At 64.7% G+C, this 24,069-nt stretch carries 23 protein-coding genes and 1 pseudogene; 8 read left to right on the forward strand and 16 right to left on the reverse strand.

Going from position 1 to position 24,069, the window contains the following annotated elements:
- Window positions 1–192: 192 nt before the first annotated feature.
- Window positions 193–1,908 carry a lectin-like domain-containing protein gene (locus tag ACQPYH_RS06210; RefSeq protein ID WP_432887872.1) on the reverse strand — a complete coding sequence of 572 codons (1,716 nt, stop codon included), beginning with the start codon at window positions 1,906–1,908 and terminating at the stop codon, window positions 193–195.
- 669 nt (window positions 1,909–2,577) lie between these two features.
- On the opposite strand from ACQPYH_RS06210, the gene ACQPYH_RS06215 reads away from it, so the two are divergent.
- The gene (locus ACQPYH_RS06215) at window positions 2,578–3,594 is read left to right on the forward strand and encodes a hypothetical protein (protein WP_432887875.1); all 1,017 of its coding nucleotides are present in this window, start codon (window positions 2,578–2,580) and stop codon (window positions 3,592–3,594) included.
- A gap of 90 nt (window positions 3,595–3,684) precedes the next feature.
- On the opposite strand, the gene ACQPYH_RS06220 is transcribed toward ACQPYH_RS06215, so the two are convergent.
- Window positions 3,685–4,152, reverse strand: a complete 468-nt coding sequence (locus ACQPYH_RS06220; protein WP_432887878.1) for a hypothetical protein — start codon at window positions 4,150–4,152, stop codon at window positions 3,685–3,687.
- Between the two features lie 498 nt (window positions 4,153–4,650).
- Between ACQPYH_RS06220 and ACQPYH_RS06225 the strand changes: the two genes are divergently transcribed.
- Window positions 4,651–6,366, forward strand: a complete 1,716-nt coding sequence (locus ACQPYH_RS06225; RefSeq protein ID WP_432887881.1) for a hypothetical protein — start codon at window positions 4,651–4,653, stop codon at window positions 6,364–6,366.
- Window positions 6,367–6,696: 330 nt separating this feature from the next.
- On the forward strand, window positions 6,697–7,743 hold the full coding sequence (locus tag ACQPYH_RS06230; RefSeq protein ID WP_432887884.1) for an IS3 family transposase: 1,047 nt from the start codon (window positions 6,697–6,699) through the stop codon (window positions 7,741–7,743).
- Here ACQPYH_RS06230 and ACQPYH_RS06235 read toward each other — a convergent pair.
- On the reverse strand, window positions 7,729–8,976 hold the full coding sequence (locus ACQPYH_RS06235; RefSeq protein WP_432875104.1) for an IS110 family transposase: 1,248 nt from the start codon (window positions 8,974–8,976) through the stop codon (window positions 7,729–7,731). The two genes, ACQPYH_RS06230 and ACQPYH_RS06235, sit on opposite strands and share 15 nt — an antisense overlap.
- 383 nt (window positions 8,977–9,359) lie before the next feature.
- Here ACQPYH_RS06235 and ACQPYH_RS06240 point away from each other — a divergent pair.
- Both ACQPYH_RS06240 and ACQPYH_RS06245 read left to right on the forward strand, forming a co-directional pair.
- Window positions 9,360–9,425 (forward strand): annotated as a pseudogene (locus ACQPYH_RS06240) (hypothetical protein); the annotation flags it as partial.
- A gap of 704 nt (window positions 9,426–10,129) precedes the next feature.
- A complete protein-coding gene (locus ACQPYH_RS06245) occupies window positions 10,130–10,492 on the forward strand; it encodes a hypothetical protein (protein WP_432894698.1) in 363 nt (120 codons plus the stop codon).
- Between the two features lie 49 nt (window positions 10,493–10,541).
- Here the strand turns inward: ACQPYH_RS06245 and ACQPYH_RS06250 are convergent, their stop codons facing one another.
- The 12 genes from ACQPYH_RS06250 to ACQPYH_RS06305 all read right to left on the reverse strand — a co-directional run bounded on the left by ACQPYH_RS06250 (window position 10,542) and on the right by ACQPYH_RS06305 (window position 20,887).
- A complete protein-coding gene (locus tag ACQPYH_RS06250; RefSeq protein WP_432887887.1) occupies window positions 10,542–11,237 on the reverse strand; it encodes a hypothetical protein in 696 nt (231 codons plus the stop codon).
- A 225-nt stretch (window positions 11,238–11,462) separates the two neighbouring features.
- The gene (locus ACQPYH_RS06255) at window positions 11,463–12,029 is read right to left on the reverse strand and encodes a hypothetical protein (protein ID WP_432887890.1); all 567 of its coding nucleotides are present in this window, start codon (window positions 12,027–12,029) and stop codon (window positions 11,463–11,465) included.
- Between the two features lie 222 nt (window positions 12,030–12,251).
- Complete coding sequence (locus ACQPYH_RS06260) at window positions 12,252–14,450, reverse strand: BTAD domain-containing putative transcriptional regulator (protein WP_432887893.1); 2,199 nt, start codon at window positions 14,448–14,450, stop codon at window positions 12,252–12,254.
- A gap of 534 nt (window positions 14,451–14,984) precedes the next feature.
- The gene (locus ACQPYH_RS06265; RefSeq protein WP_432887896.1) at window positions 14,985–15,389 is read right to left on the reverse strand and encodes a pilus assembly protein TadG-related protein; all 405 of its coding nucleotides are present in this window, start codon (window positions 15,387–15,389) and stop codon (window positions 14,985–14,987) included.
- The gene (locus tag ACQPYH_RS06270; protein WP_432887899.1) at window positions 15,386–15,796 is read right to left on the reverse strand and encodes a TadE/TadG family type IV pilus assembly protein; all 411 of its coding nucleotides are present in this window, start codon (window positions 15,794–15,796) and stop codon (window positions 15,386–15,388) included. Before ACQPYH_RS06270 ends, ACQPYH_RS06265 begins: the two co-directional genes overlap by 4 nt.
- Complete coding sequence (locus ACQPYH_RS06275) at window positions 15,783–16,181, reverse strand: TadE/TadG family type IV pilus assembly protein (RefSeq protein WP_432887902.1); 399 nt, start codon at window positions 16,179–16,181, stop codon at window positions 15,783–15,785. Before ACQPYH_RS06275 ends, ACQPYH_RS06270 begins: the two co-directional genes overlap by 14 nt.
- A 17-nt stretch (window positions 16,182–16,198) precedes the next feature.
- Window positions 16,199–16,402, reverse strand: a complete 204-nt coding sequence (locus tag ACQPYH_RS06280; protein WP_432887905.1) for a hypothetical protein — start codon at window positions 16,400–16,402, stop codon at window positions 16,199–16,201.
- Window positions 16,403–16,424: 22 nt separating this feature from the next.
- Window positions 16,425–17,342 carry a type II secretion system F family protein gene (locus ACQPYH_RS06285; protein WP_432887908.1) on the reverse strand — a complete coding sequence of 306 codons (918 nt, stop codon included), beginning with the start codon at window positions 17,340–17,342 and terminating at the stop codon, window positions 16,425–16,427.
- On the reverse strand, window positions 17,339–18,226 hold the full coding sequence (locus ACQPYH_RS06290) for a type II secretion system F family protein (RefSeq protein WP_432887911.1): 888 nt from the start codon (window positions 18,224–18,226) through the stop codon (window positions 17,339–17,341). The genes ACQPYH_RS06285 and ACQPYH_RS06290 overlap by 4 nt, the downstream gene beginning before the upstream one ends.
- Entirely contained in the window at window positions 18,223–19,530 is a 1,308-nt protein-coding gene (locus ACQPYH_RS06295) for a CpaF family protein (RefSeq protein WP_432887914.1), read from the reverse strand. The genes ACQPYH_RS06290 and ACQPYH_RS06295 overlap by 4 nt, the downstream gene beginning before the upstream one ends.
- Window positions 19,530–20,348, reverse strand: a complete 819-nt coding sequence (locus ACQPYH_RS06300) for a hypothetical protein (protein WP_432887917.1) — start codon at window positions 20,346–20,348, stop codon at window positions 19,530–19,532. Before ACQPYH_RS06300 ends, ACQPYH_RS06295 begins: the two co-directional genes overlap by 1 nt.
- On the reverse strand, window positions 20,348–20,887 hold the full coding sequence (locus tag ACQPYH_RS06305) for an SAF domain-containing protein (RefSeq protein WP_432887920.1): 540 nt from the start codon (window positions 20,885–20,887) through the stop codon (window positions 20,348–20,350). Before ACQPYH_RS06305 ends, ACQPYH_RS06300 begins: the two co-directional genes overlap by 1 nt.
- Before the next feature lie 412 nt (window positions 20,888–21,299).
- Between ACQPYH_RS06305 and ACQPYH_RS06310 the strand changes: the two genes are divergently transcribed.
- The 3 genes from ACQPYH_RS06310 to ACQPYH_RS06320 all read left to right on the forward strand — a co-directional run bounded on the left by ACQPYH_RS06310 (window position 21,300) and on the right by ACQPYH_RS06320 (window position 23,152).
- Window positions 21,300–21,878 carry a hypothetical protein gene (locus tag ACQPYH_RS06310; protein ID WP_432887923.1) on the forward strand — a complete coding sequence of 193 codons (579 nt, stop codon included), beginning with the start codon at window positions 21,300–21,302 and terminating at the stop codon, window positions 21,876–21,878.
- The gene (locus ACQPYH_RS06315) at window positions 21,875–22,792 is read left to right on the forward strand and encodes a hypothetical protein (protein ID WP_432887926.1); all 918 of its coding nucleotides are present in this window, start codon (window positions 21,875–21,877) and stop codon (window positions 22,790–22,792) included. Before ACQPYH_RS06310 ends, ACQPYH_RS06315 begins: the two co-directional genes overlap by 4 nt.
- A 99-nt stretch (window positions 22,793–22,891) precedes the next feature.
- Window positions 22,892–23,152, forward strand: coding sequence for a hypothetical protein (locus tag ACQPYH_RS06320; RefSeq protein ID WP_432887929.1), 261 nt, complete (start codon window positions 22,892–22,894; stop codon window positions 23,150–23,152).
- 126 nt (window positions 23,153–23,278) lie between these two features.
- Here the strand turns inward: ACQPYH_RS06320 and ACQPYH_RS06325 are convergent, their stop codons facing one another.
- Window positions 23,279–24,067: a hypothetical protein gene (locus ACQPYH_RS06325; protein ID WP_432887932.1), complete on the reverse strand. Its 789-nt coding sequence runs from the start codon at window positions 24,065–24,067 to the stop codon at window positions 23,279–23,281.
- Window positions 24,068–24,069 lie beyond the last annotated feature (2 nt).

The following is a 24,069-nucleotide window of genomic DNA, read 5'->3' on the forward strand; positions in this document are numbered from 1 at the left end:
ACCTAGCGAGCGACTACCGAACCGTCGATGGACCTCCTGATGGTCGTCCCCTGTGCGTGAACCTCCACGTGGCGAGGTCAGCCGTCGGAAGTAATCACCGGTCGCACCGTCAGCCTGTCTGTTTGGCCACCGCAATGGACATCGCGAGAGCCCCGATGGGGGCCGGGGCCCTCGCGGCGGACTTGATGGTGTTTATCGCTTCGGGATGACGGCGAGGAAGGCTTTGGCGTAGGCGAACTGGCCGTCGGTGTTCGGGTGGAAACTCCGACGGTCGGGGTGGTGATTCGAGCCGTTGAAGATGGCGCCGTTGATCCAGTTGTCGTTCGCGTCGCAGAGGCGATGGCTGTGGAAGTAGCGGTCCGCCGGCGCGTAGACAACCGAGACTCCGAAAGGCTTGAGAGCCGCGTTGGCTTCGATCGCCGCGTTCTCGATCAACTGGTCGCCTCTGTCGATGATCGAGTTGATCCACTTCGCGTCCTTGTACTCGATGCCGACGCGGTAGATCCTGCTTCCCACCACCTTGACGCGACCGACGACGCATGCGGCGTACGCGACGCGCCCGCTCGACGTAGGGAGCAGGTCGTACCTCGTGATGTTCTCGCCGAAGAAGCGCGGATAGCCGCTCACGATCAGCTTCCCGCCTGGTGCCATCCGGAGACCGATCGCTGTGTAGAGCTTCGTCAGCCGCCCATCGCCCATGTCCTGCAGACCAGCCTCGGCGCGGTTGTAGCCGAGACGACCCGGCTTGCGGCAGCCCGGTCGGCCATCACCTACATCCCCGGGATCGTAGGTGCAGTCGGTCACGATGTCGGTGAAACCCACATCGTTTCCACCCATCGTCATCGTCACGTACTTGGTCGACTGTGGGGACACTGCGGCGATCTGCGGACCTTCGACCTCCATCGGGTAGCTGGAGTTGGCGCCGAACACGTTCTTGATCTCCGCACCCGAGCAGGCCACGAACTGCCACTTGGCGCCTGGCAGGCCAAGCCGTGAGGCCACCGCGAGCGGGTAGGCCGTCTTGGAACGGTGGCAGCCTGTCTGGCCGCCGGTCTCGGGGTCGTAGAACGAGGTTTCGGGGAAGTACGCGTCGTTGGGCGCACCTTCCCCCGACGAATAGGAGTCGCCCATGCCGACATAGACCGCACCCGAGGCCGGCGGCGAACCGGGCGCACCGAACGACCAGCTGGTCACGTCGGTGTCCTGGTAATTGCTGCCCGTACCCCCAGTGAAGCCGGCGTACGCCGGTGCGGTCCCGAGCACCGAGCCGACGTCCACCGTCGTCGACACGACCGGCGAAGCCGGCTTGACCGAGCTCGGCGACGCGTAAACGGAGAGCACGTGGGCCGTCGCGTCGTAGCTCACCCAGGCCGTCAACGGCGTGCCATACAGCTGGAACGGCGGCGGAGCCAGCACCAACGGTGTCGACACCTCGCCGTTGGTGCTGATCGCGATGTGGTTGGCGTCCGGATCCCACTCGTTCTGCCAGTCGTCGAACTCGACGTCGACGCTCGGGCTGATCCCGCTGTAGCCGATGCCGGCGCCGTACTCACCGACGGTGGATGTGCCTGTCGCGGCGGACTGGATCACGAACGCCAGCCCGTCGGCGGGAAGATCCGGACCGCCGTGCTGCATCGCGACGGTGAACTTCGACTCAAAGGACTGCGTGCCGTCGACGGCGGTGCCGTGCCATGCCGACCGTGACTCGTAGCCGTTCTGGTCACTCAGTCTCAGGGCCGAACCGACGATCACCGCTCCGGCGTTCATAATCAAGTCACTCGGATTCGAGAAGTTCGGATAGTTGAAAGAGACCTGGGTGGTCGCGGCAATTGCCGGCTCGACCTCCCCGATCGCCGCCCCGGTCAAGAACACACTCAGCGCCAGCGCGAAAAACCCCCCACGAGTCATCGACCCGTTCCCCCCTTTGGTTAGATGCTGCGACACTCGGTTCCCCTCGACCGAGTTGTCTCCCTTCCCCAAAGGGTTAATCGCCGACCTGTACGCAGCGTTACAGCAACGATGTGGTGCGGGCGCACGTGGCTCCAGGCCCCGATTCGAAAGAGCTTTGGTCCGCGGAGCTGACCTCGTCCCTGCTGGGTTCTGGAAAGCTCGAACGGGGTTCGAGATGAGTCGGCGCGGTGTCCGGCCAGGCGTTCAGGACGGTGACTGGCGTAACGGACCAGCGCGTGCGGCCGATAGGTCGGTCGGGGGAGGGGGTGGAAAAATGCTTTGCGAGAATCCGCGGCCGTCCAACAGGTCACACGCATGTCGGGGTTGATCGTTGGTCCCATCGTCCTGGTCATATCGGCATGCGGCGGCACAAGCCACCCGTCCACCGTGGACACAGGACCATCGCCTTCGAACAAGGTCGATAAATACACGGTCGAGTTCAAGGCCTGGATACCTCAGTTGACTGCGCCTGCCGGACCCGGGTCTCCGTCGGTGTGTCCGGAGGGCGCCTATATCAACGGGCCTGAGGAATGGAACAGCGAGCGATACGGAGGCGACGGTCATGTCGGCTACGCCGGCTCCCACCGCGTACTGATCACATACTCCTTCAACTGGGATGGCTCAGTGATGGCCGACCTCGACGGCGATGGACCCATCACCCAGATCGGCGCGACGCACCTCTTCGAAGACGGCTGTGATGCTCCCCTGGTCAAGCAGGCGACAAAGGACGGAGGCGTGAAGGCTATCTCGCCGACGACCGCGGAGCTGTGGATCTCCTCGGCCAACCCGATTCAGGCGCACTCGCCCGCGATCGACGGTGCGGCCAGATTCGCCTTCACGTCTCCGGATCGGTTGCAGGTAACGATGGAGACCGACAAGTTCCCGAGCTACGGCTTCGATATCAAGAAGAACGGCCGCGAGATCTACAACAGCGTCGACTTCGATGCCTCCTGCAAGAGCAGCGCTGCGGACATCGCGGCCGGGCTGACAGCCGGTCTGCGGAACGAACCGCACAGACGCCTCTACGTGATCGACACCGCCATTCCAAACCAAAGCGCCTTCTACGCCTGTGAACAGAACTCTCCATCGCCTGCACCGACCAACCCACAGTTGGCCTTCGAGCCTTTCGGCTTCTCAAGGCAGCGATTCGAGTGGTCCTACGACGGCTCCGGCCTGCGGATCGATCCGCCGGAAGTGAACCCGTACGAGGCGCTGTGGGGAGTCATCGACGCTGAGAACCGTTGCCGCGTCGACATCAGTTTCGACGAGGTCGTCGCCGAGAAAACGGACCTCGGAAACTACGGATTCGCGGTCGCTCCGAGAGCGTCGGTTGTGAATGACCAGCCGCAGGGCGCCTCCATCCAATACGAGCACGAGGCCCGGCCGGACTTCGAGGCGGCGGGCAGCTTCGTCCGTCCGGCGGAGCTTCCGGCCGGCGCCTGGTCCGTCGAGGTTAGGCCTGCCGTCGCGCCAGACATCAGGCAACCACATCACATCGAGATCCATGCGACCGGGAGCCACATGACGATGACGATCGACGGTACTCTCGCAGGTGCGTTCAGCGGCTCGGCCGAGTTCGGTGCTATGGCGATCAGGACCTGGGGTTCCGCGTTCAGTTTCACCAACCTCAAGGTCACAGACTGAGGCCTGGATCAGGGGCGGGCACAGAGGAAGGCTCGCCCCGGGAGTGACGGGACGAGCCTGAGTTTGGATCTCGGGAGGCGGTCGGTCGGCTCACTCCTTGTCGGCCGGGTAAAGGTGACAGAGCAGCTCTGATGCGCCACTGATCAGTAGGAGTCCTACGCCCGGGAGCAGAGGCAGGATCGTCAAGGTCAACGTTGCGTGCGAGGTCACGGGCTGGGGTGCCAAGGCTGGAAGGGTCGGAGCTGCGGTGAACGCGACGAATCCGAGGATCGCCGTGCAGATCTTGGAGAACCGGATGCGTTCTGCGGTGAGTTTCGCTGCCGCACCCGCCATCAAAGAGCAGGCGAGGTAGGCGACCCCCACGACCCAGGGGTTGGCCAAGCCGACGGTGTGGAACGTCGTGCGCGTGAGGCCCGCAGTGCCCACATAGAACACGAGTGAGGTCCAGTTGGATCGGCCGCCGCTCAGCCAGAACGGATTCTTCCCGGAACCGAGCCAGGGAAGGTCTCGCCTCCAGCGGTCCTTCAGCCTATTGTGTTTCTCGGGAGAGTCACCCATGTCAGTGTCCTTTCACTGGGGTGGTGGAGGGCGCCGGCTCCGACTGCTGATCAGGGCTCGGTGTCTTTGGCTCTCGTCGCGACCCCTTTCGGCCAGTGGCTGAGGGGGTCGCTTCATTTAGAGTGCCTGAATACGGAGAATGCGCACAAGCCTCGGCGCACTGATACAGGTCACGTTTCCGCAGGTCAGAGGCATATTGGTGTGCGGAATGATCCGGCCGGTTGAAGAAGGTACAACGTGGCCCTGGTGTACGCACAACAACAGCGCTAAGTTCGCACAATGAATGGGCTGCCAGGAAACAAGGGACTAGAGCGAGACGTTAGCGACGTGAGTAGTCCTGACCAGCTCATAAGCTTTGCCGTTGCGACACAGCTCGCTGGGCTTGAGGAACGAGGCATCGCGCAGAACGTGGTGGCGAGGACCGGAGGGCCAGGTACGGGGCGAGCTGGAGACCTTTCTCGGATACGAAACGGTAAGAAGCACGCGACGGATCGTTGGTTGTGGGAGCTCGACGAGACGGTTGTTGCCCTGGCTGGCGACCTCAGTGGCGCCGGCAGCTTGACGTCACTTGCGAGTCGCCTGCGGCGGATCACGGATCGAAAGATGCTCACCGCCCAGACTCCGCCGGAGTGGACCAGGCAGTTGCTGTTGACCGACACCAAGAATGACTTCGGTGTCTTGATTCGGTCGTCCGCGTTGCTGGCAGCTTTCGATACGGCTAGCCGTGCTCCGAATAGTGCTGAGCGTATTGAGGCTGTCCGCGGCCGATACGCCGACAGCATGCGCCGATTAATCAAACAACTGATTCTGATTGGTGCGGCCCCGCCGACCTTCAGGAACTTCGATGCTCTGATCATGCTTGGCAGCCTTGGGCCGTACGCATTCACGCTGGTTAATGACGAATTGGAGCACGCCTTGCTCCAATCCCCGTTGGGATTCAGAGTTTGGCGTGCCTACACCAAGCTCGTTCGGCTCGCAGAGCGCGACCCGAGCGGTGCGCCCGTGGACTCCGCGGGAAACCGGGCTCTACTGTCCACGGTAAGACGACTTCTCACCGAGAGCGCGAAGACGCTCCGCAAGGTCAGCCTGTACCCCGGCAGATCACTGGACCTCGAGCTGGCGATCGCCGTCCCGCACGAATGGTCGCCCGCAGCAGATGACTGGGTCACGCATGTCCTCCTAGGGCGCGCGCGCAACCAGGATGCGACCCTGAGAGAACGCTGCACGGCAGCTCACGGAGTGTGGCAGAGGGCCGTCCAGGGCCCCAGCCACACCACGCGCGCCAAGCGGACCCCCGAGGCCAAGCGCGCCCTCAACGCCAAGCGGGCCCTCGAGCTCGAGCAGGCCAGACGCACCCTCGAGCCATTGATCTCCGACTTCCGCACCAGCGAAGCCAGGCACCGGCCGGACATCGCCCACGGACTGGAATGGGGCGCCGCGACTCTGGAGTACGTCGTCGAGACGAAAGTTGCTACTTGCAACGCTTGGCCGGACGTCCGTCACCCGTGGCTTGCCGAGATCAAGGCGATCGCGCAGTCGCTCGACCACACCGCGATCCCGTCGGTCCTGTTGCCCGGAACCAAAACACTGTTCCTGCACACCCTGCTGCAGAACGCCGGGGTCGAACGGCGCAAGGCCATCGACACCCTGGTCGCCGGCGGCATGACCGGCCCGATCGTGACGGCGATGGGTAAGGTTCTCGAGGAACTGGGTGACGAGGACGCCTGGCTGCGGATCCGCGCTATCTTCGCCGTCGGATTCCTGCAGAACACGTCGCAGGCCACCATTCGAATTCTTGCCGGTGCGTTCATTCGTGCCCACGATCGCGCGATGCGCGACGGGCCAAGTCATGCGGATCTCACCGAACTGCACGCATCACTGTTCGCGATCGGCGACTGTCTCGGCGCCCAGAGCTCAAGAGATGGAATCGACGATCTGCGCGAGATGATCGACAGTCGGCTGCAACTCCTGGCCGCAAGCCGCCAGCTGCAGTCGCCGGAGTTCTACCCTGCCGCACGAGCCATGGCCTACATGCTGACCGTCACGGCACAACCCCGCACCGAGTCGGCGCGGAACGACCTATCTCAGGATCTCCTTGAGAAGCTCGAACAACATCCCGACAACGTGACGAGCGCCCTCAGCCGCAAAGCACGCGCCAACCGATTCGCGCTCGACGGCAGCATAAACAGCGTTCTTGAGTCGCCCCCTTGGTAGGCCTGGCCACTCTTCCCGCGGCTCCGCATACTGCTCGATCAGGCTGGTGCGAAGCTCGGGCCGTTGCCTCTCCGCTAACCTCACGGTTGATCCGTGACCGCCCTAGACGGTATGACGTGACGCCGTCGTCGTGGCGGGGTTGCGGGCCGGGGCCTCACTCACACAGATTGGACCTGGCCCGTTTTGAGGGACATCCGAGATCGGGAGCGGTTGCTCCGGAAGGATGTTCATCATGGAGTCCATGGGCAAGAAGAAGCCAAGGCCTCGTCGTTCGTTCACGCCTGAGTCAAGGCCGAGATCGTGGAGTTGTGTCAGCGCGGTGAGCGGACGGTGGGTCAGGTCGCGAAGGATTTCGATCTGACCGAGACCGCGGTCCGCGCATGGGTAAAGCAGGCCGAACTCGATGCCGGCACCCCCGACGACGGCATGACCACGACCGAGCGCGACGAGCTGGCGCAGCTTCGGCGCGAGAACCGCCGGCTGCGTGAGGATGTCGAGATCCTCAAGCGGGCCACGGCTTTCTTCGTGTCAAGGAGACCCGGTGAACGTCTACCCGTTCATCGAGGCGGAAAGCAGGGCAACCACAACGTCAAACGGGCGTGTGAGCTGCTGAAGGTCTCTCGTTCCGCCTACTACACCGCCCGCGCCGCCGGCCCGTCACGTCGTTATCTGCGCGATGCGGAGCTGACCGTCAAGATCATCGAGATCCACGACGACTCGAAGTCGACCTACGGCTCACCGCGGGTCCATCACGAACTGCGTGCCCAAGGCGAGCGGTGTTCCCGCAAGCGGGTCGGGCGCCTGATGCGAGCCGCCGGCCGGTACAGGCGAGCACCCAGACAGTGGAAGAAGACCACCACCCCCGACCCGCCCGCCGCCAGACGCCCGGACCTGATCGGCCGCGCCTTCGGCCTCGACCCCGCCCAGCCCGCGCCGCCGGATACCCGCTGGTGTGGCGACATCACCTACATCCAGACCTGGCAAGGCTGGCTCTACCTGGCCACCGTCATCGACCTCGCCTCCCGCCGGGTCGTCGGCTGGGCCGTCGCCGATCATCTGCGCACCGACCTGGTCGCCGACGCCCTCACCAACGCAGTCACCAGACGCCGCCCTACACCCGGCGTGGTCTTTCACTCCGATCGTGGCTGTCAGTACACATCGACTCAATACGCCAACCTGGCAAGAGATCTAGGCATCACCTTGTCGGTCGGCCGCCGCGGCCAGTGCTGGGACAACGCTGTCGCCGAGTCATTCTTCGCGACCCTGAAAACCGAACTGATCCACCGCCACACCTGGCCGACCCACACAGCCGCAACCAGCGCGATCTTCGACTACATCGAGACATCTCACCAACTCAACTTGTCAAGCCGCAGTTGATTGATCTTCGGTTGGCATCCGTGGTGGAAACGCAGTGGAGGCGTCGTAGACCTGACCGGTAGCCAGGCAATGGTGCAGCTTGCCGAGCATGAGGTTGAACAGGTTGCGCAGCGCGGCGGCGTGCCGGTCACCTGCGGCCCGGCGGGCCCGGTAGCGGGCCTCCCAGTCGGGGTCATGCCGGATGGCCGCGAGAGCCCAGACGTATCCGGTCGCGGCGATCCGGTCGTTCTTGGCTCGCCGAGCGTGTACGAAGCTGGACTTGCCCGACGCCCGCGTGACCGGCGCGGCGCCAGCGAATGCCTTCAGCCCCCGCGCATCAGCAAACCGAGTGCGGTCATCGCCGATCTCGGCCAGAAGCCGAGCACCGAGCGCGGTCCCCAGACCAGGAAAGCTGGCCACAACCTTGGCATCGGGATGCGCGCCGAACGCGAGATCGATCTGTTCCTCCAATTCGGCCAGGACCTGACAGACCGCGTCCAACTGCCGCACCAGACCCCGTAGTTGCATGCCCATGGCCTGTTCGACATTCTCCGGCTGACGAATCTGTTCGCTGCGCAACAACTCGCGGAGCAGCAGGGCCTCGGCGTCGATGCCGCGTTGCCGACCGGCACGCCTGAGCAGCGCCGCCAGCTGCCCTGTCGACAGTGCCCGGGCGGCCTGCGGTGTGCACGCCGCAGCCAGGATCACGCGGCAGGGAGCCGAATCCAGACGATGCCTACCACCACGCTCGAACGCTGCGATCGCGGCCGGGAAGAATGTCTTGAGCAGAGATCGGATCCGGTTGGTTAACGTGATCTTGTCCCAGATCACGTCCTGCTGCGCGCGGGTCAGTACCTGAAGTGCCTGCGCTCCAACGCTGTCGGTTGGCAAGGGCCGGTGCGCGTCGCGGTCGGTGCGCATGATGTTGGCCAACACCATGGCGTCGAAGGCATCCGATTTCCCTCGCGACGACCGGTAACGATCCCTATAGCGCGACACCGCCAAAGGGTTGATCGCAAATACCCGGCGGCCGGCCGCACGTAGCCCTGCGACGAGCAGACCTTTGCTGGTCTCGATCGCTACGGCCAGTGCGCCTTCGATCGGGTCGTGTTCGGTCAGAATCTCCAGCAACCGCGCCAATCCCGCAGCGTCATTGTTGATCCGCTCAGCCACGATGACCGCACCGTGTTGGTCCACGATCGCCACATCGTGGTGGGCTTCTGCCCAGTCGATCCCACATCCTGCTGCCGGCACCCGAATCTCCTCGTCGTTGGATCCCTAGCGGGGCACCGGCGCCCTAATGGACAGTGCTCTGGGCACGACATCTCACCAGCCGTCTCGCCCCGCAACCAGCAGCGCCCGAACTCGTTCGAGACTCGAGGTCTAATGAAGATGATGGCTGGTCCCTGCTGGTGTCAAGGATGCGATCATCCTCGCGGCAGGGGTGCTGCCACCGGCATCTTGCCCTGGTGATGCACGACGTCCGGGCTCAGCCCTGGTCACCGGGTTCCACGCCGGCAACAGCACTCCGTCCGCAAAGGCGCCGCTCTCGATGCCCTGACTCGGTGGCCACTGGCTGGTATAGGCGTCCCCGCGGTTGCCATTAAGGCTGGTACAACACCCGCCGCCGACACTCCACCCTCGGCTACCTCAGCCCCGCCACCTACGAGACCACCATCGCCACCACCGCACAAGTAGCGTGAACCAGCCACATCAAACCTGTCCGTCAAAACGGGTCAACGCCATCCCGGCAGTGTCCGTGGCTAAGCAGCATCAGGGATCGCTCCGAGGTCGTCAGCGAGCCACTCGTGCCAGTCAGACCCGCCGGGGCAGCCCCAGTCAAGCGCCACAGATGTCGGAAATGTCCACGGGTGGGGTCGCGATGTCTTGCGCACGTGGGAAGTCTGGAGGACCAGCAGACATGAGCGCACTCGGCAGCCGTCGAGGCACGCACTGACCAGACTAGAGAGGTACGCCGTTGTCTCGATCCGGAGCTGGCGGGCACTGCCACCAATGCGAACACGAGGGCTGCCACTGGACATCGCCTGGGCTACGCCAGCGTCTCGCGGAGCAACGGGTTCATGAGTTGCTGAGAAGACACATGTGCCCGGCGCCGGGCCGGGTCGCTGTAGTAGGCCGAGGGCCTGGAAGCGATGTGAGTCGGCTGCTTCGGGACGGCTATGAGGCTGAGGTTCTCGGGGTTGCGGATGAGATCTCCAATGGACTGGGGATGAAGCGGTCGGGCACGCAAGGTCCGTTGCCGTGGAAGCGAGACAGCGTCGACGTCGTCTTGATGACAGGTCCGATGTACTCCCTCGGAGAGTTCTCTGAGCGCTCTTCCGTGATCCGAGAGGCCGCCAGGGTCCTCCGGCCGGGCGGCCTACTTGCTGTCGTCGCGATCAACCGAATGGCTCGTCTCATCGGAGCGACGCTGACCAACCTCCTGCTGCAGCCATCGAGCTCCGAGTCCACCGACTGGGACATCCCCGAACGGACCGCGGCGTGTCATACCGTCGCTGAGTTGGAAGCCGAGCTCAGCCCAGTGAGTTCCAAGATCGACATATACGGCCTCACAGGCCCTGGCGGCTGGCTGCTCGATGTGTTGGACGCGCACTTCAGCACGACTTGCCTTCCAGCAAGCCTGCAAAGCCCATCTCCCCTGGCGACTGCACTCGCGTCGGCTGAGTTCGCGGACCCTTTGCCTGAGCTGACATATGCCAGTCCGCTGCTCTTCGCGGTAGGACAGCGGAACGGGCACAGCCCGGCCTAGAACGAGCCTCAGCGTCCAGTCCTCGGGCGCGGCATCGACTGGTGGTTCGTCAGCGTGTCACGGTCTGGATTTCGCTGACCGTGACCTGGCGTGTCGCGGTATTGGTAGGGCCAGTGAGGTCTTGCTGGCGTGCACCGGCGAGCCACCACTGGACCGTCCAGCCAACGCTGGCGGTCAGCGTGTAGCTGCCGCTCTGCTCGTAGGTGACGGTGCAGGCTGCGGGGTCGTCTGCGGCGGAGGCGGACCATGGGATCCCGGCGCCGTCGCAGGGCTGCGATGGGCCGCGGTCGCCGGGGGCCAGGTTGATCTGCGGGACGATGCGCCACTGCAGTGCGTAGCCTTCGAGCCTGATCGTCTTTGTCTTCTGCTCGTAGCGAGTCGGCACGTAGTGGCCCTGGTCGTCGGTGAGCCAGACCCAGGTGGGGACTCCGATGACTTGCCGGGTCGCGATCGGGTTCACAGCTAGGTAGGTCTTCGGGAATGGCAACGAGTCGACCACTGACTGCATGACCTGCAAGGGCGTCCGTCGCGGTACCGCCGGCGGTGTCTTGAAGAATCGGATCTCGAGCCCGGCCCGGCGGATGAGTCCGTTCTGCCGGGTGTTCGCGACATCGATGTTCGCAAGGGCGCGCTGCAAGTCGGCGATCGTCTTGTACTGCCCGAAGGCGCGGAACTTCTGATACCAGTGACCGCCGTGGCCCTCGACCGGTTCACTTGGCAGGCCCTGGTAGTCCGGCTTGGGCACCCAGACGCACGCTGGCTTGCCGTGGCTGGTCGACCTGGTGTTCTTGCCGTTCTGCGGGATTGTTCTTTGTGGGAGATCCTGGGCAGTCCAGGTTCGCAGTGCTGGTGTCCTGGTTGCTGAGGATCGAGCCGCTAGGAGCATCGCACGTCACGCTTGCAGATGCCGGCAGCCATTGCATCGCCGCGCCGGCGATCACTCCGACACCTACGAGAGTGAAGGGTTTGATCAGGCGCATCCGGGCGCTCCCTTGTTGAGCGAATGCGTCTCGGTCGTTTTCCACCGTCCACCGACGAGCACCAGTTGGTCGTGCGTGGACAGTTGAATGCCCCCTGACCTTCTGATCTTGCCGCTCTTACTGGTCGCAGTCAGGTTGTCGATGACGCAGCCGTAGACGGTCGCCGTGGCCGGTTTGGACTTCAGATTCAGGGCCGCGACGTGGCCTTTGACGAAGCGGATGCTGCCGCCATACGTCGTCCCGCCGAGATAGGCACCAGTGAGTAGGGATTTCAAGACCGACAGTGCGTTACCCGTCATGACCTGTTCATACGGATAGGACGGCTTGTTGGTCACCGTTCCGTTTGATCGCGCTGCGACATATGCCTTGTAGTCGGCCATGATCTTGGCCTTCGCAGCCACGGTCGGGTCGGCCGGTGCCGGTGACGGACGCACGGAGGTCGGTGAACTGCTGGTCGGAACCAGCGGCGTCTCAGGCGCCTGCGCAGCAGTGTCAGCCTGGCCGCCGCACGCTCCCAGGCCAGTGACAAGCCCAGCCGCAAGAACTGCGCCGCTCAACGTCCGAGCTAACGACATCCCGCTCTCCCCGTATCGATGCAACCTAGATTGTAGTTACCGAGGGGTCACGGCCCGTGATCATTGTGTCTGGCCAGCAACTATCCCATGCCGTCACGAATCGCAACCTGAGAATTGCAGGAAGTTGCAAGACGGAGAGAGGCGGAACTCACCGACTCGGCTGCCTGTCGCCTTCTGCTGCCTGGTACTCGCGGTGATCCGGGCTCAGCTCACGCGCTGGGCAGTCGTTCGGCCGGGCAGGAGCTCCTCGATCAGAGACTGGGTCTCCGAGCTGAGCGTCAGTCCCTGAGCCTGTGCCGATTCACCCAGAAGCTGCACAACCTGCTCAGCGGCCGCGTGACCGCCGTTGCGGTACTCGGCGACCAACAAGTCCTGCCAGAGGCGCTCGGAGTTCACGGCGAGCCGTATGCCGGCCCGGGCAGCGTTTGCGGCGCCGGCGGGGTCGTCGTCGCCGAGAGAGAGCTCCGCAAGTCGGTGCGCCGCGTGGATGACCAGATCGGGTACGACGCGCTCGAGGTGCACCCTCGCGAGCCAGGAGTAGGTCGCAGCGTTGCGATTGCTGAGGAAAGAGCCACGGACGAGATGCATCGCCCTTCGGAGCAGTTCTCGTTCGTCACGTGTGGTTTGCGCAGTTCTGCTGCGGCGTACCAGCTCACAAAAGCAGTCCCAATCGACGGCCACTTCCGGCCCCAGATGCAGGCGACCGGTCGCGTCGGCTCGCAACTGGTGCGCGCCTTGTGAGTCAGTGCCGAGCCATTCCCGGACCCGCTGCACGGTTGCATCGCGCACCTCGGCCGTGACCCCACTCGGCCATACCGAGGCTGCGAGCACACTCGGGTGAACACCGCCGGGGTGCAGCGCGAGGAACGTGGCAACTTCGGTTGCCAGCGGCAACCGAGCAGGCTCGATCACATTGGGAGACCGTACATCGAGTCGACCGAGGACCCCTACCCGGACGTTGGCGGTGACCCAACTCGAATCATCGCCGGCCCGTCCGCTCTGCGGGACGCGTAGCTGCCCAGTCGGATCTGCGGCTGTGGTGCTTCGTGCGGAGGCCAGCAGGTCGGTCACCAGGTCGAGTGAGTTCTCGGTCAGGCGGCTCGCGCGGACGATGAGGTCGAGAGCCGGAACTCGCAGCATCCCGGACTCGTCGACGAAGAGTTGCCACCGGGAGCCGGTCACCGCACCTGCGACGAGCACGCCGAATCCGCTCCGGCGGCGGCTCGCGAGTGCTGCGAGCCGGGCGGCGGTGTCGTCGCTGGGTGGGGCGCCGAGAACGACGTACTGCGGGATCTCGTCGTTGGCTCGTGCGACCTGGCCGGTCAGCACGTCGGGCTGCTCATCGGCCTGTTCGAGTTCAGGCAGCAGCGCGTCGAGGTCGCGGATGACCCGGAGCCGGTCGCTCAGGATCTCGTCGAGCCCGTCGGGCAACGACCAGGCGGCGACTTCGAGCAGGTCGGCCCATGGGTTGGTCGCGAGCTGCACTGCAACCGAGTTGGCGACCTCGCGGGCGACCACCGCGTCACCGTGGATGCTGACGGCGCCGCTCGCCGCCTCGAGGTCGACGAGTACGTCGCGCCCGTCCTCGTCACGGCCGAGACAGACGAGCGCCGGGTACGGCGCCGGCCCGCCGACGTCCGGTCCGAGCTCGGAGCGTGCGATCCGCCACCGCCGGCCGTCGTCGACGTCCTGCCATGGCCATGGAGCGTTGCCCTGCGCGGGCGCGAGGAGAAGCTCGATCCACTCGTCGTCGACGAGCACCGCGAAGAGCGGCGGCAGCGACACGCCGCTCGACTCACAGAGGTCTCCAAGAGCGCGGAGGGCGTGGTCGAGTGCGAGAGATCGGCTCGGGTCGCCGCCGACCCGGATGGCGACTTCGGCTGTTGTCGCCGACTGATCCGGGTCGCTGCCGCGGCGTCGGCGACGCTCTGCGAGGAGGAGCGCGAGCAGGCCGGCGGTGAGCAGGCCGCCACCGAGTAGGTCGGAAGGAAGCCGGAATCGTGCATCGGTCTGGACGACGCCGGAATCGCTTCCTGCCTGGTCTTCGTGACTCGCCTGGCTGCCGTGCTCGTCGGCGGTGACGCGGTGGTGCACCTCAGCCGAGCCCTTTGTTCGTGTCTCTTCGGGATGCTGTTCCTGAACGTGCTGCACCGGGATCCGCGACACACCCACCGCGTCCTCAGGCATGATGAGATTCCAGCCCGGCATGATCAGGCGCGCGAGGTGCAGTCGTTGTCCGTCGGGTTGCACCCGTTCCTTGTTGAGTTCGTAGATCTCGGTGTATCGGCGGCCGTCCCCGAGATGCTTTTCCGCGATGTCCCACAAGCTGTCGTGGCGATGCGTGTGGGGTGCCTTGACGACGTACACCTTCTTGCCCGCCAGTGGGTTGTTGCTGGTGGCCACGGCTTGTACCGAGTCGACCTGGTGCTCGGACGTTGTTCCGGCACTTTGCGCCGTTTGATGGGTGACAGACACCGTGTGAGTCGGTCGCGGTGCCGGTTCGTGCCCTGTGGTTCCGGCAGACGCCTGGCCAGCTGCGATCCCGGTGACGATCAGCGCGCTGACCAGGACCCGCGCAATGCGCTGACTGCCTCCGCCGAGAGGAATCGATCGTGGGACCCCCCGTCCCCGAATGGCGCTACTGAACTCGGCGACGACGCAGACTACGAAATGGAGCCACGCGAGCCACACAACAAAGGTGAGGATCGTCAGAAGGGTATCTACGCCAATCGGGCTTGTGAGGGTGTCCCTCGTCGGCCAACTGTGCGGAAACGGCGGTGGGCCGGTGAAGGCGACCAATGCGACCGGGACTGCGACCACGAGTAGGAGCAGGACCAGCACTGCGAGCAGGGCCTGGCCGACTGAGCGTTCTTTCCGCGGCTCATGCTCGGCCTGGAGGAATCGCTCTGGGCTTGGCGTTCGACTCATGATGCCTTCCTACCGTCCCTCGACAGCTTCTGCGGTTGCTTCGCCCCGGACCGTGAACGAGTTGATACCGACCAACGAGAGCAGTGCGGTGTCGACGCTGCCTTCCGCGGAGGTTGTCACCTTGTCGCCGTCGACCGAGACGGAGATGTTGCGGTATCCCTTGTCGGCCATGAACGAAGTTGCTCTCGCAACAGCAGCGTCCGTGTCGACCACCACCTGTCCTTGACCGCGCAATGACGCCTCGTCGATGGCGTTGGCGCCGTACCGGGATGCCTGTTCGGCGTCATCGGCGATGCGCTGGCGGCCGTTCAGTGCGAGTCCGCCGTCGATGACCAGGCCGGCGCCGACCAGCAGTACGGTGGCGAAACCGAGCAGGAAGATGGTCGCCGATCCGTGCTCACTCCGCCGCCTCATCCGGTCCTCCGGTAGGTGTCCAGCGGCGCGGAACTGGTCGCGCTGAGCCGCTTCGATCCGGGTATTCCGATCAGTCCCAGACCGTCGTATGAGACATCGCAGGTCACGGTGGCGGTTATGGTGCCTCCGGCAATGAAATCACCGCTCAACTGAACCCGCTGGCAGCGCTCGGGATGTTCCAGTGCAGCCGCTGCGACTCCGTCGGCTGCTCGCTCGGCAGCGTCCTGCGTGCGCTCCAGCGAGGCGGCCCGGACGGCATCGCGGCTGGCGGCCTCAATATCGCCGCGGACCGCGACATAACGCCCGCAGGCCACGACCAGCAAGGTGAAAGCCACCATCACTGGGAACAGGATGACGAGTTCCACCGACATCGAGCCGCGGTCGCGGCGACGGTCAGCGGTCTTCACGGAACTCCTCCAAGGGGCCTTGGACGACCTGTTTCACAGTCGGCGGATCGATGAACGGCGTGATCTTGAGTGCGTGTCCGGTAACTACCACCCGGACCTGTTGGGTACCGACCGGCTCGACGGTGACGGTGACATCCTCGAGAATGCCGTTGCCGATCTTCGCCGAATAGTCGGAGCCGGCTGCCTCGGCAGCGTTTCGATCTAGAGTGGTACGAGCGGTTCGTGCCGCCTCCCGGGCTGCCGAGGCAGCCGCTTGGTTCCCGAGGAAGATCAGCGAGAACTGGATCGTGAGGAAGATGGACAGCATCAGGATCGGTGCGTAGATCACCAGCTCGATGGTGCTCGTCCCGCGCTCCGAATGCAGCCGGCCCCGTCGTCGTACCATCGTCGAACCGCTCGCAGTCAGCCGAGCGGCAGGTTCTCAGCCTTGCCGGTCAGCTTCTTGTAGAGGATGTAGCCAACGCCGAGTGCGATGCCGGCGACGAGTGCTGAGATCAACACCCACTCGACCACCGAGACACCCTGCTCGGATTTGCGAGCAGTCGCGATACGGCCGCTGATCAGCACCCGGGCGTACAGCAGCGCTTGCTGCGTCGAATATGTCATCGTCGTTCCTTCCTTGGGGTGGTCACAGGCCCATCACCCGGGCCACCGCTGGATATGCCAAGAAGAGCAGAAAGCCGACGCCTAGCAGCATCTGTGCCATCAGCATCGACTGCGACCGGGTCTCGGCCCTGCCTTCGGTTTCGGCCAGTTCGCGGCGCCGCATGGATACCGCCCGGGCAGTCAGCGACTCGCGGACCTTGGCGCCGTCCTCAGCCACCAGTGCGAGCGCGGTCGAGAGATCCCGCAGTTCGTCGATCGACAGCTCGTCCCCGAGTTCGCCCAGCGCGGCCCACGGCGTGATGCCCTGCAGTCTCGCCGTCTCGAGCGTGTCCCGGATCCGGACGAACGCCCAGCCGTCACTGATCCCAGCGGCGGACGACAGTGCCTCTGGTACGCCGCGGCCTCCGGCGAGATTCATTGCAACGAGATCGAGGAACGAGCTGACCACGTGCCGGAAGTCTCTTCGGCGATCAGCCGCCACAGAGCGCAACTGGGCGGTCGGTAACAGGGAACCGAAGATCACTCCGAGCAGTGACAACCAGATCGGAACCACGACGGGAATGCCGCCGGCAAGCACGGTGATCGGTGCCAGCAGCAAGATCGGCACGAAGAACCCGGCGACGCCCGCGGTCAGGGTTGACGCCAGGTGCGTCTCAAGAGAGCGCCCAGTGACGCCGAGGTCAGCACGAACGGACGCAGGAAGCTGAACGCCTCGGGCCTCGAGTTCCCGTCGGAGAGTCGCGCCCAGCCGCCGCATGCGGAGCGACTCCGCTTCGTGCCGCCGGTCAGCTGTGAGGCTGACTTCCTGACGGAACCGGCGCCGGTCCGCGTCGAGCTGCAGGAGCGCAAGCGTGCCCTCCGGCGCGGACCTGTCCACCAGCCGAATCACCAGAAGCAGACCTGCTCCCACGACTGCGCCGCACAACATGATCAGTGTCATCGGCGACCAGCCCCTTCGGCATCAGGAAGGCGGTCGCGTGCGTGCAGGAAGCGTTCAGGCATTTCGAACGTCGCCAGCCGCCGTAGCCAGATGAATCCGATCGCATACAGGCCGAGGATCAGCAGCAACACTCCCTGGCCGATGGGGCTCGAGTACGGCTGGACGTACGCACGGTTGAAGATCGACAGGCCGAACACGAAGGCGAGCGCGACACCGATCACGATCCGTACGCTTCTCCGCGTACTGCGGCGTCCAGCGCTGACTCGCTGGCGCATGTCGAGGGCCGCTCGCGCGGAGTCGGCCAGCGACGTCAGCACGTCCCGAAGACCTGGACCGCGGAGCCTCGAGTTCAGGATGAGGGTCGCGACGATCAGGTCGACGCTGGAGTCGTTCATTTCGTCAGCGAACCGTTGCAGCGCTTGGCCGAGGGGAACGCGCACGCGTAGCCGATCCGCGAGAGCGGTCAACTCTTTGGCGACGGCTGGTGCAGCAGCATGGGCCGTTGCCGGGATTGCCTGCTCGAGCCCGACTGCTCCGGCCACCGTGTCACGCAGGGACTCGGTCCAGCTCGCGACGCCTTCGAGGCGAGCGATGGCGATACGTTCCTCCTGAGCGCCGCCGAAGAGCAGCGGCCAGGCGAAGACCAAGACGCCGCCCGCGATCGCCGCGACCGGCCAGCGGGTGAGGAGCAACAGAAGCAGCGCGACGGCGATCGCGATCGGCAGGCGGATACCGGCTCGTTTCAGTGCCGCCAACAACGCCGAAGGTGGCTTGACCTCGGTCGACTCCGCTCGCGGGATGAGCGCCAGGATCATCACCAGTAGCGCCCCGCCGACAACAGCGCCGGCGAGGACGATCAGGATCAGCGACAAGGACGGAGTCATGATGCCCACCCCGCCGCCGCAGTGCCGCGGTATCCAACCGCCTGCAATTCGGGGAGGCAACTGATCGGCGCTGCGGGAACTGCGATGCCGTTGGTGCCCTGGGCAAAGATCTCACTCGACAGGACCCGGCCGTCGACACCATTGACCTCGCGGACAGAGGTGACGATCCGGCGCAGGGCGCCACCGTCGGCGAACTCGTTGCGGCGTTCGATGAACACGACGAAGTCGATCGCGCCCGCGATTAGCATCATTGTCGCGTCCGCAGGAAGTCGCTCAGCAGACTGGATCGCGTAGGTGCAGATTCGGTTGAAGACCTCGAGCGACGAGTTGGAGTGGATCGTCGAGAGCGATCCGTCGTTGCCCTGGCTCATCGCGTTGAGCATGGTGACGATCTCGTCTCCGAGAACTTCGCCCACGATGACCCGGCTCGGGTTCATACGGAGGCTGCGCCGTACCAGCTCGCCCATGACAATCGCGCCCTGTCCTTCGGAGTTCGGCAGGCGCTCTTCCATGGACAGAACGTTCGGATGTAGATCCTCGAACTCGCCGAGTCCGAGTTCCAGAGCTCGCTCGACAGTGATCAGCCGCTCGTCCGGCGGAATCTCGTTCGCGAGCGCCCGGAGCAACGTGGTCTTCCCTGCGTTGGTGGCACCCGCGATCATGATGTTCTTCCGGGCACTGACCGCCGCCGACAAGAATGCGGCAAGCTCAGGGCTCAAGGTGCCGTACTCGACGAGCGATTCCAGCCTTACTCGAGACAGCCGCGACCGCCGGATCGAGAGTGACGGGCGAGGGACGACACCCATCAGCGCCGAGAGTCGGCTGCCGTCGGGCAGCCGGAGGTCCAGTTGTGGGTTGGCGGCGTCAAACGGGCGGCTGGCGAGTCCCGAGTAAGCGGCCAGTGTCTGGATCAGCTCGACGAGTTCGTCGTCGTTCTCGGCGACGGGTGCGCCGCGTTCCTCACGGCCGTCGGCGTACCCGATGAAGACTCGATCGCAGCCGTTGATATCCACGTTTTCAACCATCGGATCGTCCAGCAGCGGCTGCAGACGTCCAACTCCGAACAGGGCGGCATGGATGCCGTCGGCAAGCTCTTGCTCCTCCGATGCCGTTGGGGGAGTACGGCCGGCGGCAAGCTCGCCCCGGGCGTGTGCTTCGAGGACCCGGCCTACAACTGCGCGGGCGAACTGCCGCTCGTCCTCGGCGTTCATCTGCGGCAAGCCGTTGGCCGTGTCCTCACGGCGCTGGCGGGCCAGTACCTCCGCGACCTCTTCGCGCAGGCTGCGGACGAGAGATTGATCCATCAGAACGGCCCTCCAGCACCGGAAGTCTGCTGCACCGTTCTGTCGACGGCGCCGGAGAGGTCGCGCCGGACGGTCAGGAGCCGGTCTCGGATCTCGGCAGCAGAGCGCGTGAGCAATGAGTTCCGGACCCGTCCGCTGTCTCCGGTGCGGACTGCGGTAGCGGCCTTGGCATCGTCGGCCAGGATCCCGAGAACCGACGCGCGGAGACCGGCCTGATCCAGGATCGACTGAACTTCTGCGGGGGTGCGCGAGTCGCGATAAGACGCGATCAGGGCGACGCCTACCGGAACCGCGTCGTATCCGCCAAGTTGCAGCAGCTCTGCCAGGCCGCGGATCAGTTCGCGGAGGTGCGAGAGTCCTTCCAGGGTTGGCCTCGCCAGCATCAGCACGGCGTCGGCACTCTGCAACACCGGTATGGTCGCCGCACCCGGCGTCAGCCGTCCACAGTCGGCGATCACGTCACGGTCAGGGACCGAACGCAGCGACCGGGCCAGATGCTGCCAGGTCGGACCGAGACCCTGGACCTGGTCCGGGGAGATGACACCGGTCAGGACCTCGAGACCGCCGGCGATCTGCTGCACGTGATCGGACAGTTGGACCTCCGCGACCCCTCGCCGAACGGCGGCACCGAGAGACAGCAATCCACGGTCCGGATCCAGTGGGACTCCGGAGCTGTCTCGATAGCGCAGCGCGATGTCGCCGCCGGCCGGGTCAAGATCGGCCAGAATCGGCTCGCCCGGCCAGATGCTCGCCAGCACAACCGACGACGTAGTGACGCCAGGGGAGCCCTTGGCGGCCGCGAGGACGTAGAGACCCACTACTTGCCCTCCAGCGAGGTTCCCCGCTGCAGGAGCGCAACAGCGATCTTGTTGTTGCCGGAGGCATCAGTCACGGCCTGGACGTCCGTCCGATCGACCAGAACAGTCGCTGTCGGCCCGGAACTCGATGAGGACTGGTCGCCGAGGGCGGAGCTCTTCTCGTTGTCCTGGCTTACAGCCAGGACCGTAGCCTGGGCGATCACGGCGGACGGCACAGAGCCCTGGCCGATGCGCACGAGCTCCACAAGATCTCCCGAAGCCAGACCATCGGCGGGTGTCCGTCCGGCGGCGAGCACGATTCCCACCGCGGCCTTGCCCGGCTGCAAAGGTCCCTGACGTGTCAGCATTGACTTGTCGAGCAGTTGACCCTTGCTTATCGCAACCTTTGCGAAGAGGCCGACGACCTCCTGTGCTCGGGAGGCGGGAACCAGGCCGGGTACGTCCGCGGCCACGCGGGCCTCCGTGAGGTCGGCGGTGGTGATCTTCTGCCCCACACCGACGTCCTGGGAGACCTGGATGACGGCTTGCCTCTCATCCATCCTTACGGCCAGAACGCCCGCGACGAGGGCTCCTCCGACGACAAGTAGCGCGGCCAATGCCGCCACGGCAGGGCGCCGGCGCCGCGGCGCAGTTGGCAATCGGGTGCCTGAGGATCCCGACGTGCCGGCTCTGCGCTGCTCTCGCTGGCGCTGGCGATCAGCGGACTCCGTGCCGACTGTGCTGGACATCTGACCCGCTCTCCTCAAAACATCAGCGGGCACTTCGTCATGACAAATCGCGCCCGCCCCCGCTCGGCGTGCGACTGAGCCTCTGTTCCGAGCCAGGGTATCCCGACTGCCGGTCAGCTCTCGGTCACCAACAGTTGCATCTTCCTGCAACTTTTGGCGACCGCTTGAGGACCAACTGTCACCTACAATCAGGTGTTTGTATCAGACTTTCGGGGAGGCCTGAGTGAACAGGTACCGCGCCACGGCGGTAGCAGTGGGCTTGCTGCTGACCCTCGGAGCCTGCGGCGGCAGCGATAAACCTGTGGTAGCGAGCAACCAAACGCCGATCGTCCCGAGCACCCCGGTTACGGCCCCGACCGCAATCCCGAAGCCGACTCCACTCGATCCGACTACGGCAGCGCGGAAACAGGTTCTCGCGGCTTATGCCGTCTTCTATGCGACCTTCACCAAGGGGCTTCAGTACGGCGGGGCCACCTACCGTTATGACGGTGTGATGGTAGGTCCCGCGCTCACCGCAGCCAGGGACAACCAGACAGTCCTCAAGGGGATTCGCAGGGTCAAGATCACAGGAAGGTCGCTACTGCTCGAGTCGAGGGTCAGCGACATCGACCTGACAGCGAAGCCCGCGACGGCGACCGTTACGGCCTGTGTGGTCGACGGACTCAGGGGTGTCGACAAGAACGGGAAGGTTATCGAGCCAGGCGGAAAGATCTCCAGGCGTGACCTGCTCAAGGTGGTCAAGGGGCGATGGATGGTCTATTCCACCCAGACCGGAGACAAGTCGTACGGATGCACGAAATGAAGGTGGCCCGGATCGGCCTTGCTGTGCTGCTCGTGCTGGGGAGTGTCGTGGCTGCCGATACAGCAGCTGCCGCCTCACAGGCCTGCGATCCAACTCACGGTATTCAGACGTCGGGTAGTTCGGTTGATACAACCTTGCGTTGTCCAGGCAATGGTGGCTCTGATGACCCGAAACACAGGACGACGTGGACCAAGGGCGGATACCCGCCCTTGTGCGTCTGGGTTCCGCAACCTGATTACGTTCCGGAGCCTGGCCAGCCTACGGCAGGCAAGGATGGGCAGTGGTACGTGCGGTTCTGCAGGTTCGGCAGCTACGCGACGTTTGCGCAGTGGGAGGTGGAGACCGGGACCTGGGATGACACGTCCTTCATGAAGCGTCAGAATTTCATGCGCAGGGCGGGGATCGAATTCCGCTTCTTCAAGACACCGCCTCCGACACGGCCGACGCCGGAGCAGATCATGTACTGGGTTGCCGGAACGCTACCGTTCCCGGCGACCCACCTCGCCGTCAGCCCGAAGCCGGGTGCCAACGTGGTGAACGTCCCAACCTGGGTATGGCTGACCGATGCCAAGGGCAACTACAATCCAAGCGCGTACGCCGTGAAGTCGAAGCAGATCGCGTTGTTCGGGTACGCGCTGCGATGGCAGATCGTGCCGAAGGTCGCGATCGATCCTGGCGACGGGGGCACGGCGCCGTCTTGTACAGGCATCGGCGTCCCGTGGTCCAAGGGAGCCGACCCGGCGAATGCGTGCACGGTGTCGTACAGCAAAGCCGGCCGCTACACGATGACCGCAACTGTCAGCTGGACCGTCCAATGGTGGCTGGGCGGCGTCCAGCAGCCAGACATCGACGGTCCCGACAACACGGCCACTGCGGCAATCACAGTCAAGGAGATCCAGGTAGTCGGGCGCTGACCTGTTCAGCTGGACCTTGCCAAGCTGTCCGTCGGGCGACGGTCAGACTCAATGAGAAGAGATGGGGAACTATCGATGGGCGGACCAGCAAGCGGAGGTATGACCGGTGGAGATCTGGCAGGTCTGGATGCGCTGTCGGCGAAGTTGAAGTCGTTCGCGGAGGAGTTGGCCCAGCTGAAGGGGGCGGCAAGCAAGGTCGTCGTGAGTACCCAGTGGACTGGCAGGCACTCGAACGACTTCCGCGCGGCGTGGACTCAATGCCAGAAGAACATCGGCCTCATCGAGACCGACCTCGCGAACGCAGCCTCCGCAGTCCAGAAGAACCGCCAGGCCATCACGATCGCCACCGGCGGCCAATGACGCTGTCATAGCGCAGGTGCTCGAGCGGGACTCGTTGGTAGTCGTCCCGGCGCGACCAATACCACTGCTCGGTCGCGCCGGATGACGGCAATATATCGGCAGTCAACCGGCGTCATTGAAGAATGGCTACCAGCCCGGGCTGGCTGGCAGCGTTGGCGGCGGAGCCGAGGTGGGGCGATTTGGCCGACCGTCGTTGGGGTAACCGGTGGGCCAGGACAGGTCTGGGTGGTTTCGCTTGAACCACGCGACGCAGTCGGCTGGTGGAGTGACATCGACGGCCCGACTAATCGCGATCCAGTTGTTGAATACGTTCTCGCGCGGTCCCTTGAGCCAACTGGCGTAGGGAGTTCGGCCGATCGGGGCTGGCGACGTATCGTCCATGAGGGCTTGCTGAGCACCTGACGCAGGAATGCTCGGCGGCTGGGTCGTCGGTCCGCTTTGGCGCATCACGAGCGTTCGGAGGGCCAATGCAACCTGCGCGCCGAAGAATTGACCGTCGGGGGTGAAGGTGGATTCGTCCCAACCGTCTGAGCAGACACTCGCGCGGAGCTCGCCGCCGCTCACGACGAGCGATCGGATGTAAAGTCTTTCGGTTCCGCCCCCTTGAACCCCGTCGCTCGCCGGCATCAGTTCGCTCAGCAGATCCGCGGACGTTGCTTGTGTGAATCCCGGATACGAGACAGATGCGTTCTGAAAGAGGTTCGCCGACTCGAACCATCCACGCACCGTTCGGGCGTCCTGCGAGTCAATGTTCAGGCCAGACGCGGCAGACCAGATCCAAGATTGGGGCAGGCCTACAGGTTCTGGTGCCGGCGACTTGTCATCCGCATGTGTTGAGCAGCCGGCCAGCACCGGAAACGCCGCCGCAACCAGACCGATCGCCTGCCAGCGTCGACGCCAATTGGCGAGGAGCATGT

It is taken from the genome of Kribbella sp. CA-245084 (assembly GCF_050942355.1).
Taxonomy (GTDB): Bacteria; Actinomycetota; Actinomycetes; order Propionibacteriales; family Kribbellaceae; genus Kribbella.

What these genes read in the sequence shown, in the direction of transcription:
- ACQPYH_RS06290 (WP_432887911.1), bottom strand. Translation starts at nt 18,226, where the DNA reads ATGACTCCGTCCTTGTCGCTGATCCTGATCGTCCTCGCCGGCGCTGTT.
- ACQPYH_RS06220 (WP_432887878.1), bottom strand. Translation starts at nt 4,152, where the DNA reads ATGGGTGACTCTCCCGAGAAACACAATAGGCTGAAGGACCGCTGGAGG.
- ACQPYH_RS06245 (WP_432894698.1), top strand. Translation starts at nt 10,130, where the DNA reads ATGGCTCGTCTCATCGGAGCGACGCTGACCAACCTCCTGCTGCAGCCA.
- ACQPYH_RS06215 (WP_432887875.1), top strand. Translation starts at nt 2,578, where the DNA reads ATGGCCGACCTCGACGGCGATGGACCCATCACCCAGATCGGCGCGACG.
- ACQPYH_RS06305 (WP_432887920.1), bottom strand. Translation starts at nt 20,887, where the DNA reads ATGGATGAGAGGCAAGCCGTCATCCAGGTCTCCCAGGACGTCGGTGTG.
- ACQPYH_RS06325 (WP_432887932.1), bottom strand. Translation starts at nt 24,067, where the DNA reads ATGCTCCTCGCCAATTGGCGTCGACGCTGGCAGGCGATCGGTCTGGTT.
- ACQPYH_RS06295 (WP_432887914.1), bottom strand. Translation starts at nt 19,530, where the DNA reads ATGGATCAATCTCTCGTCCGCAGCCTGCGCGAAGAGGTCGCGGAGGTA.
- ACQPYH_RS06280 (WP_432887905.1), bottom strand. Translation starts at nt 16,402, where the DNA reads ATGACATATTCGACGCAGCAAGCGCTGCTGTACGCCCGGGTGCTGATC.
- ACQPYH_RS06315 (WP_432887926.1), top strand. Translation starts at nt 21,875, where the DNA reads ATGAAGGTGGCCCGGATCGGCCTTGCTGTGCTGCTCGTGCTGGGGAGT.
- ACQPYH_RS06320 (WP_432887929.1), top strand. Translation starts at nt 22,892, where the DNA reads ATGACCGGTGGAGATCTGGCAGGTCTGGATGCGCTGTCGGCGAAGTTG.
- ACQPYH_RS06275 (WP_432887902.1), bottom strand. Translation starts at nt 16,181, where the DNA reads ATGGTACGACGACGGGGCCGGCTGCATTCGGAGCGCGGGACGAGCACC.
- ACQPYH_RS06210 (WP_432887872.1), bottom strand. Translation starts at nt 1,908, where the DNA reads ATGACTCGTGGGGGGTTTTTCGCGCTGGCGCTGAGTGTGTTCTTGACC.
- ACQPYH_RS06265 (WP_432887896.1), bottom strand. Translation starts at nt 15,389, where the DNA reads ATGAGGCGGCGGAGTGAGCACGGATCGGCGACCATCTTCCTGCTCGGT.
- ACQPYH_RS06285 (WP_432887908.1), bottom strand. Translation starts at nt 17,342, where the DNA reads ATGACACTGATCATGTTGTGCGGCGCAGTCGTGGGAGCAGGTCTGCTT.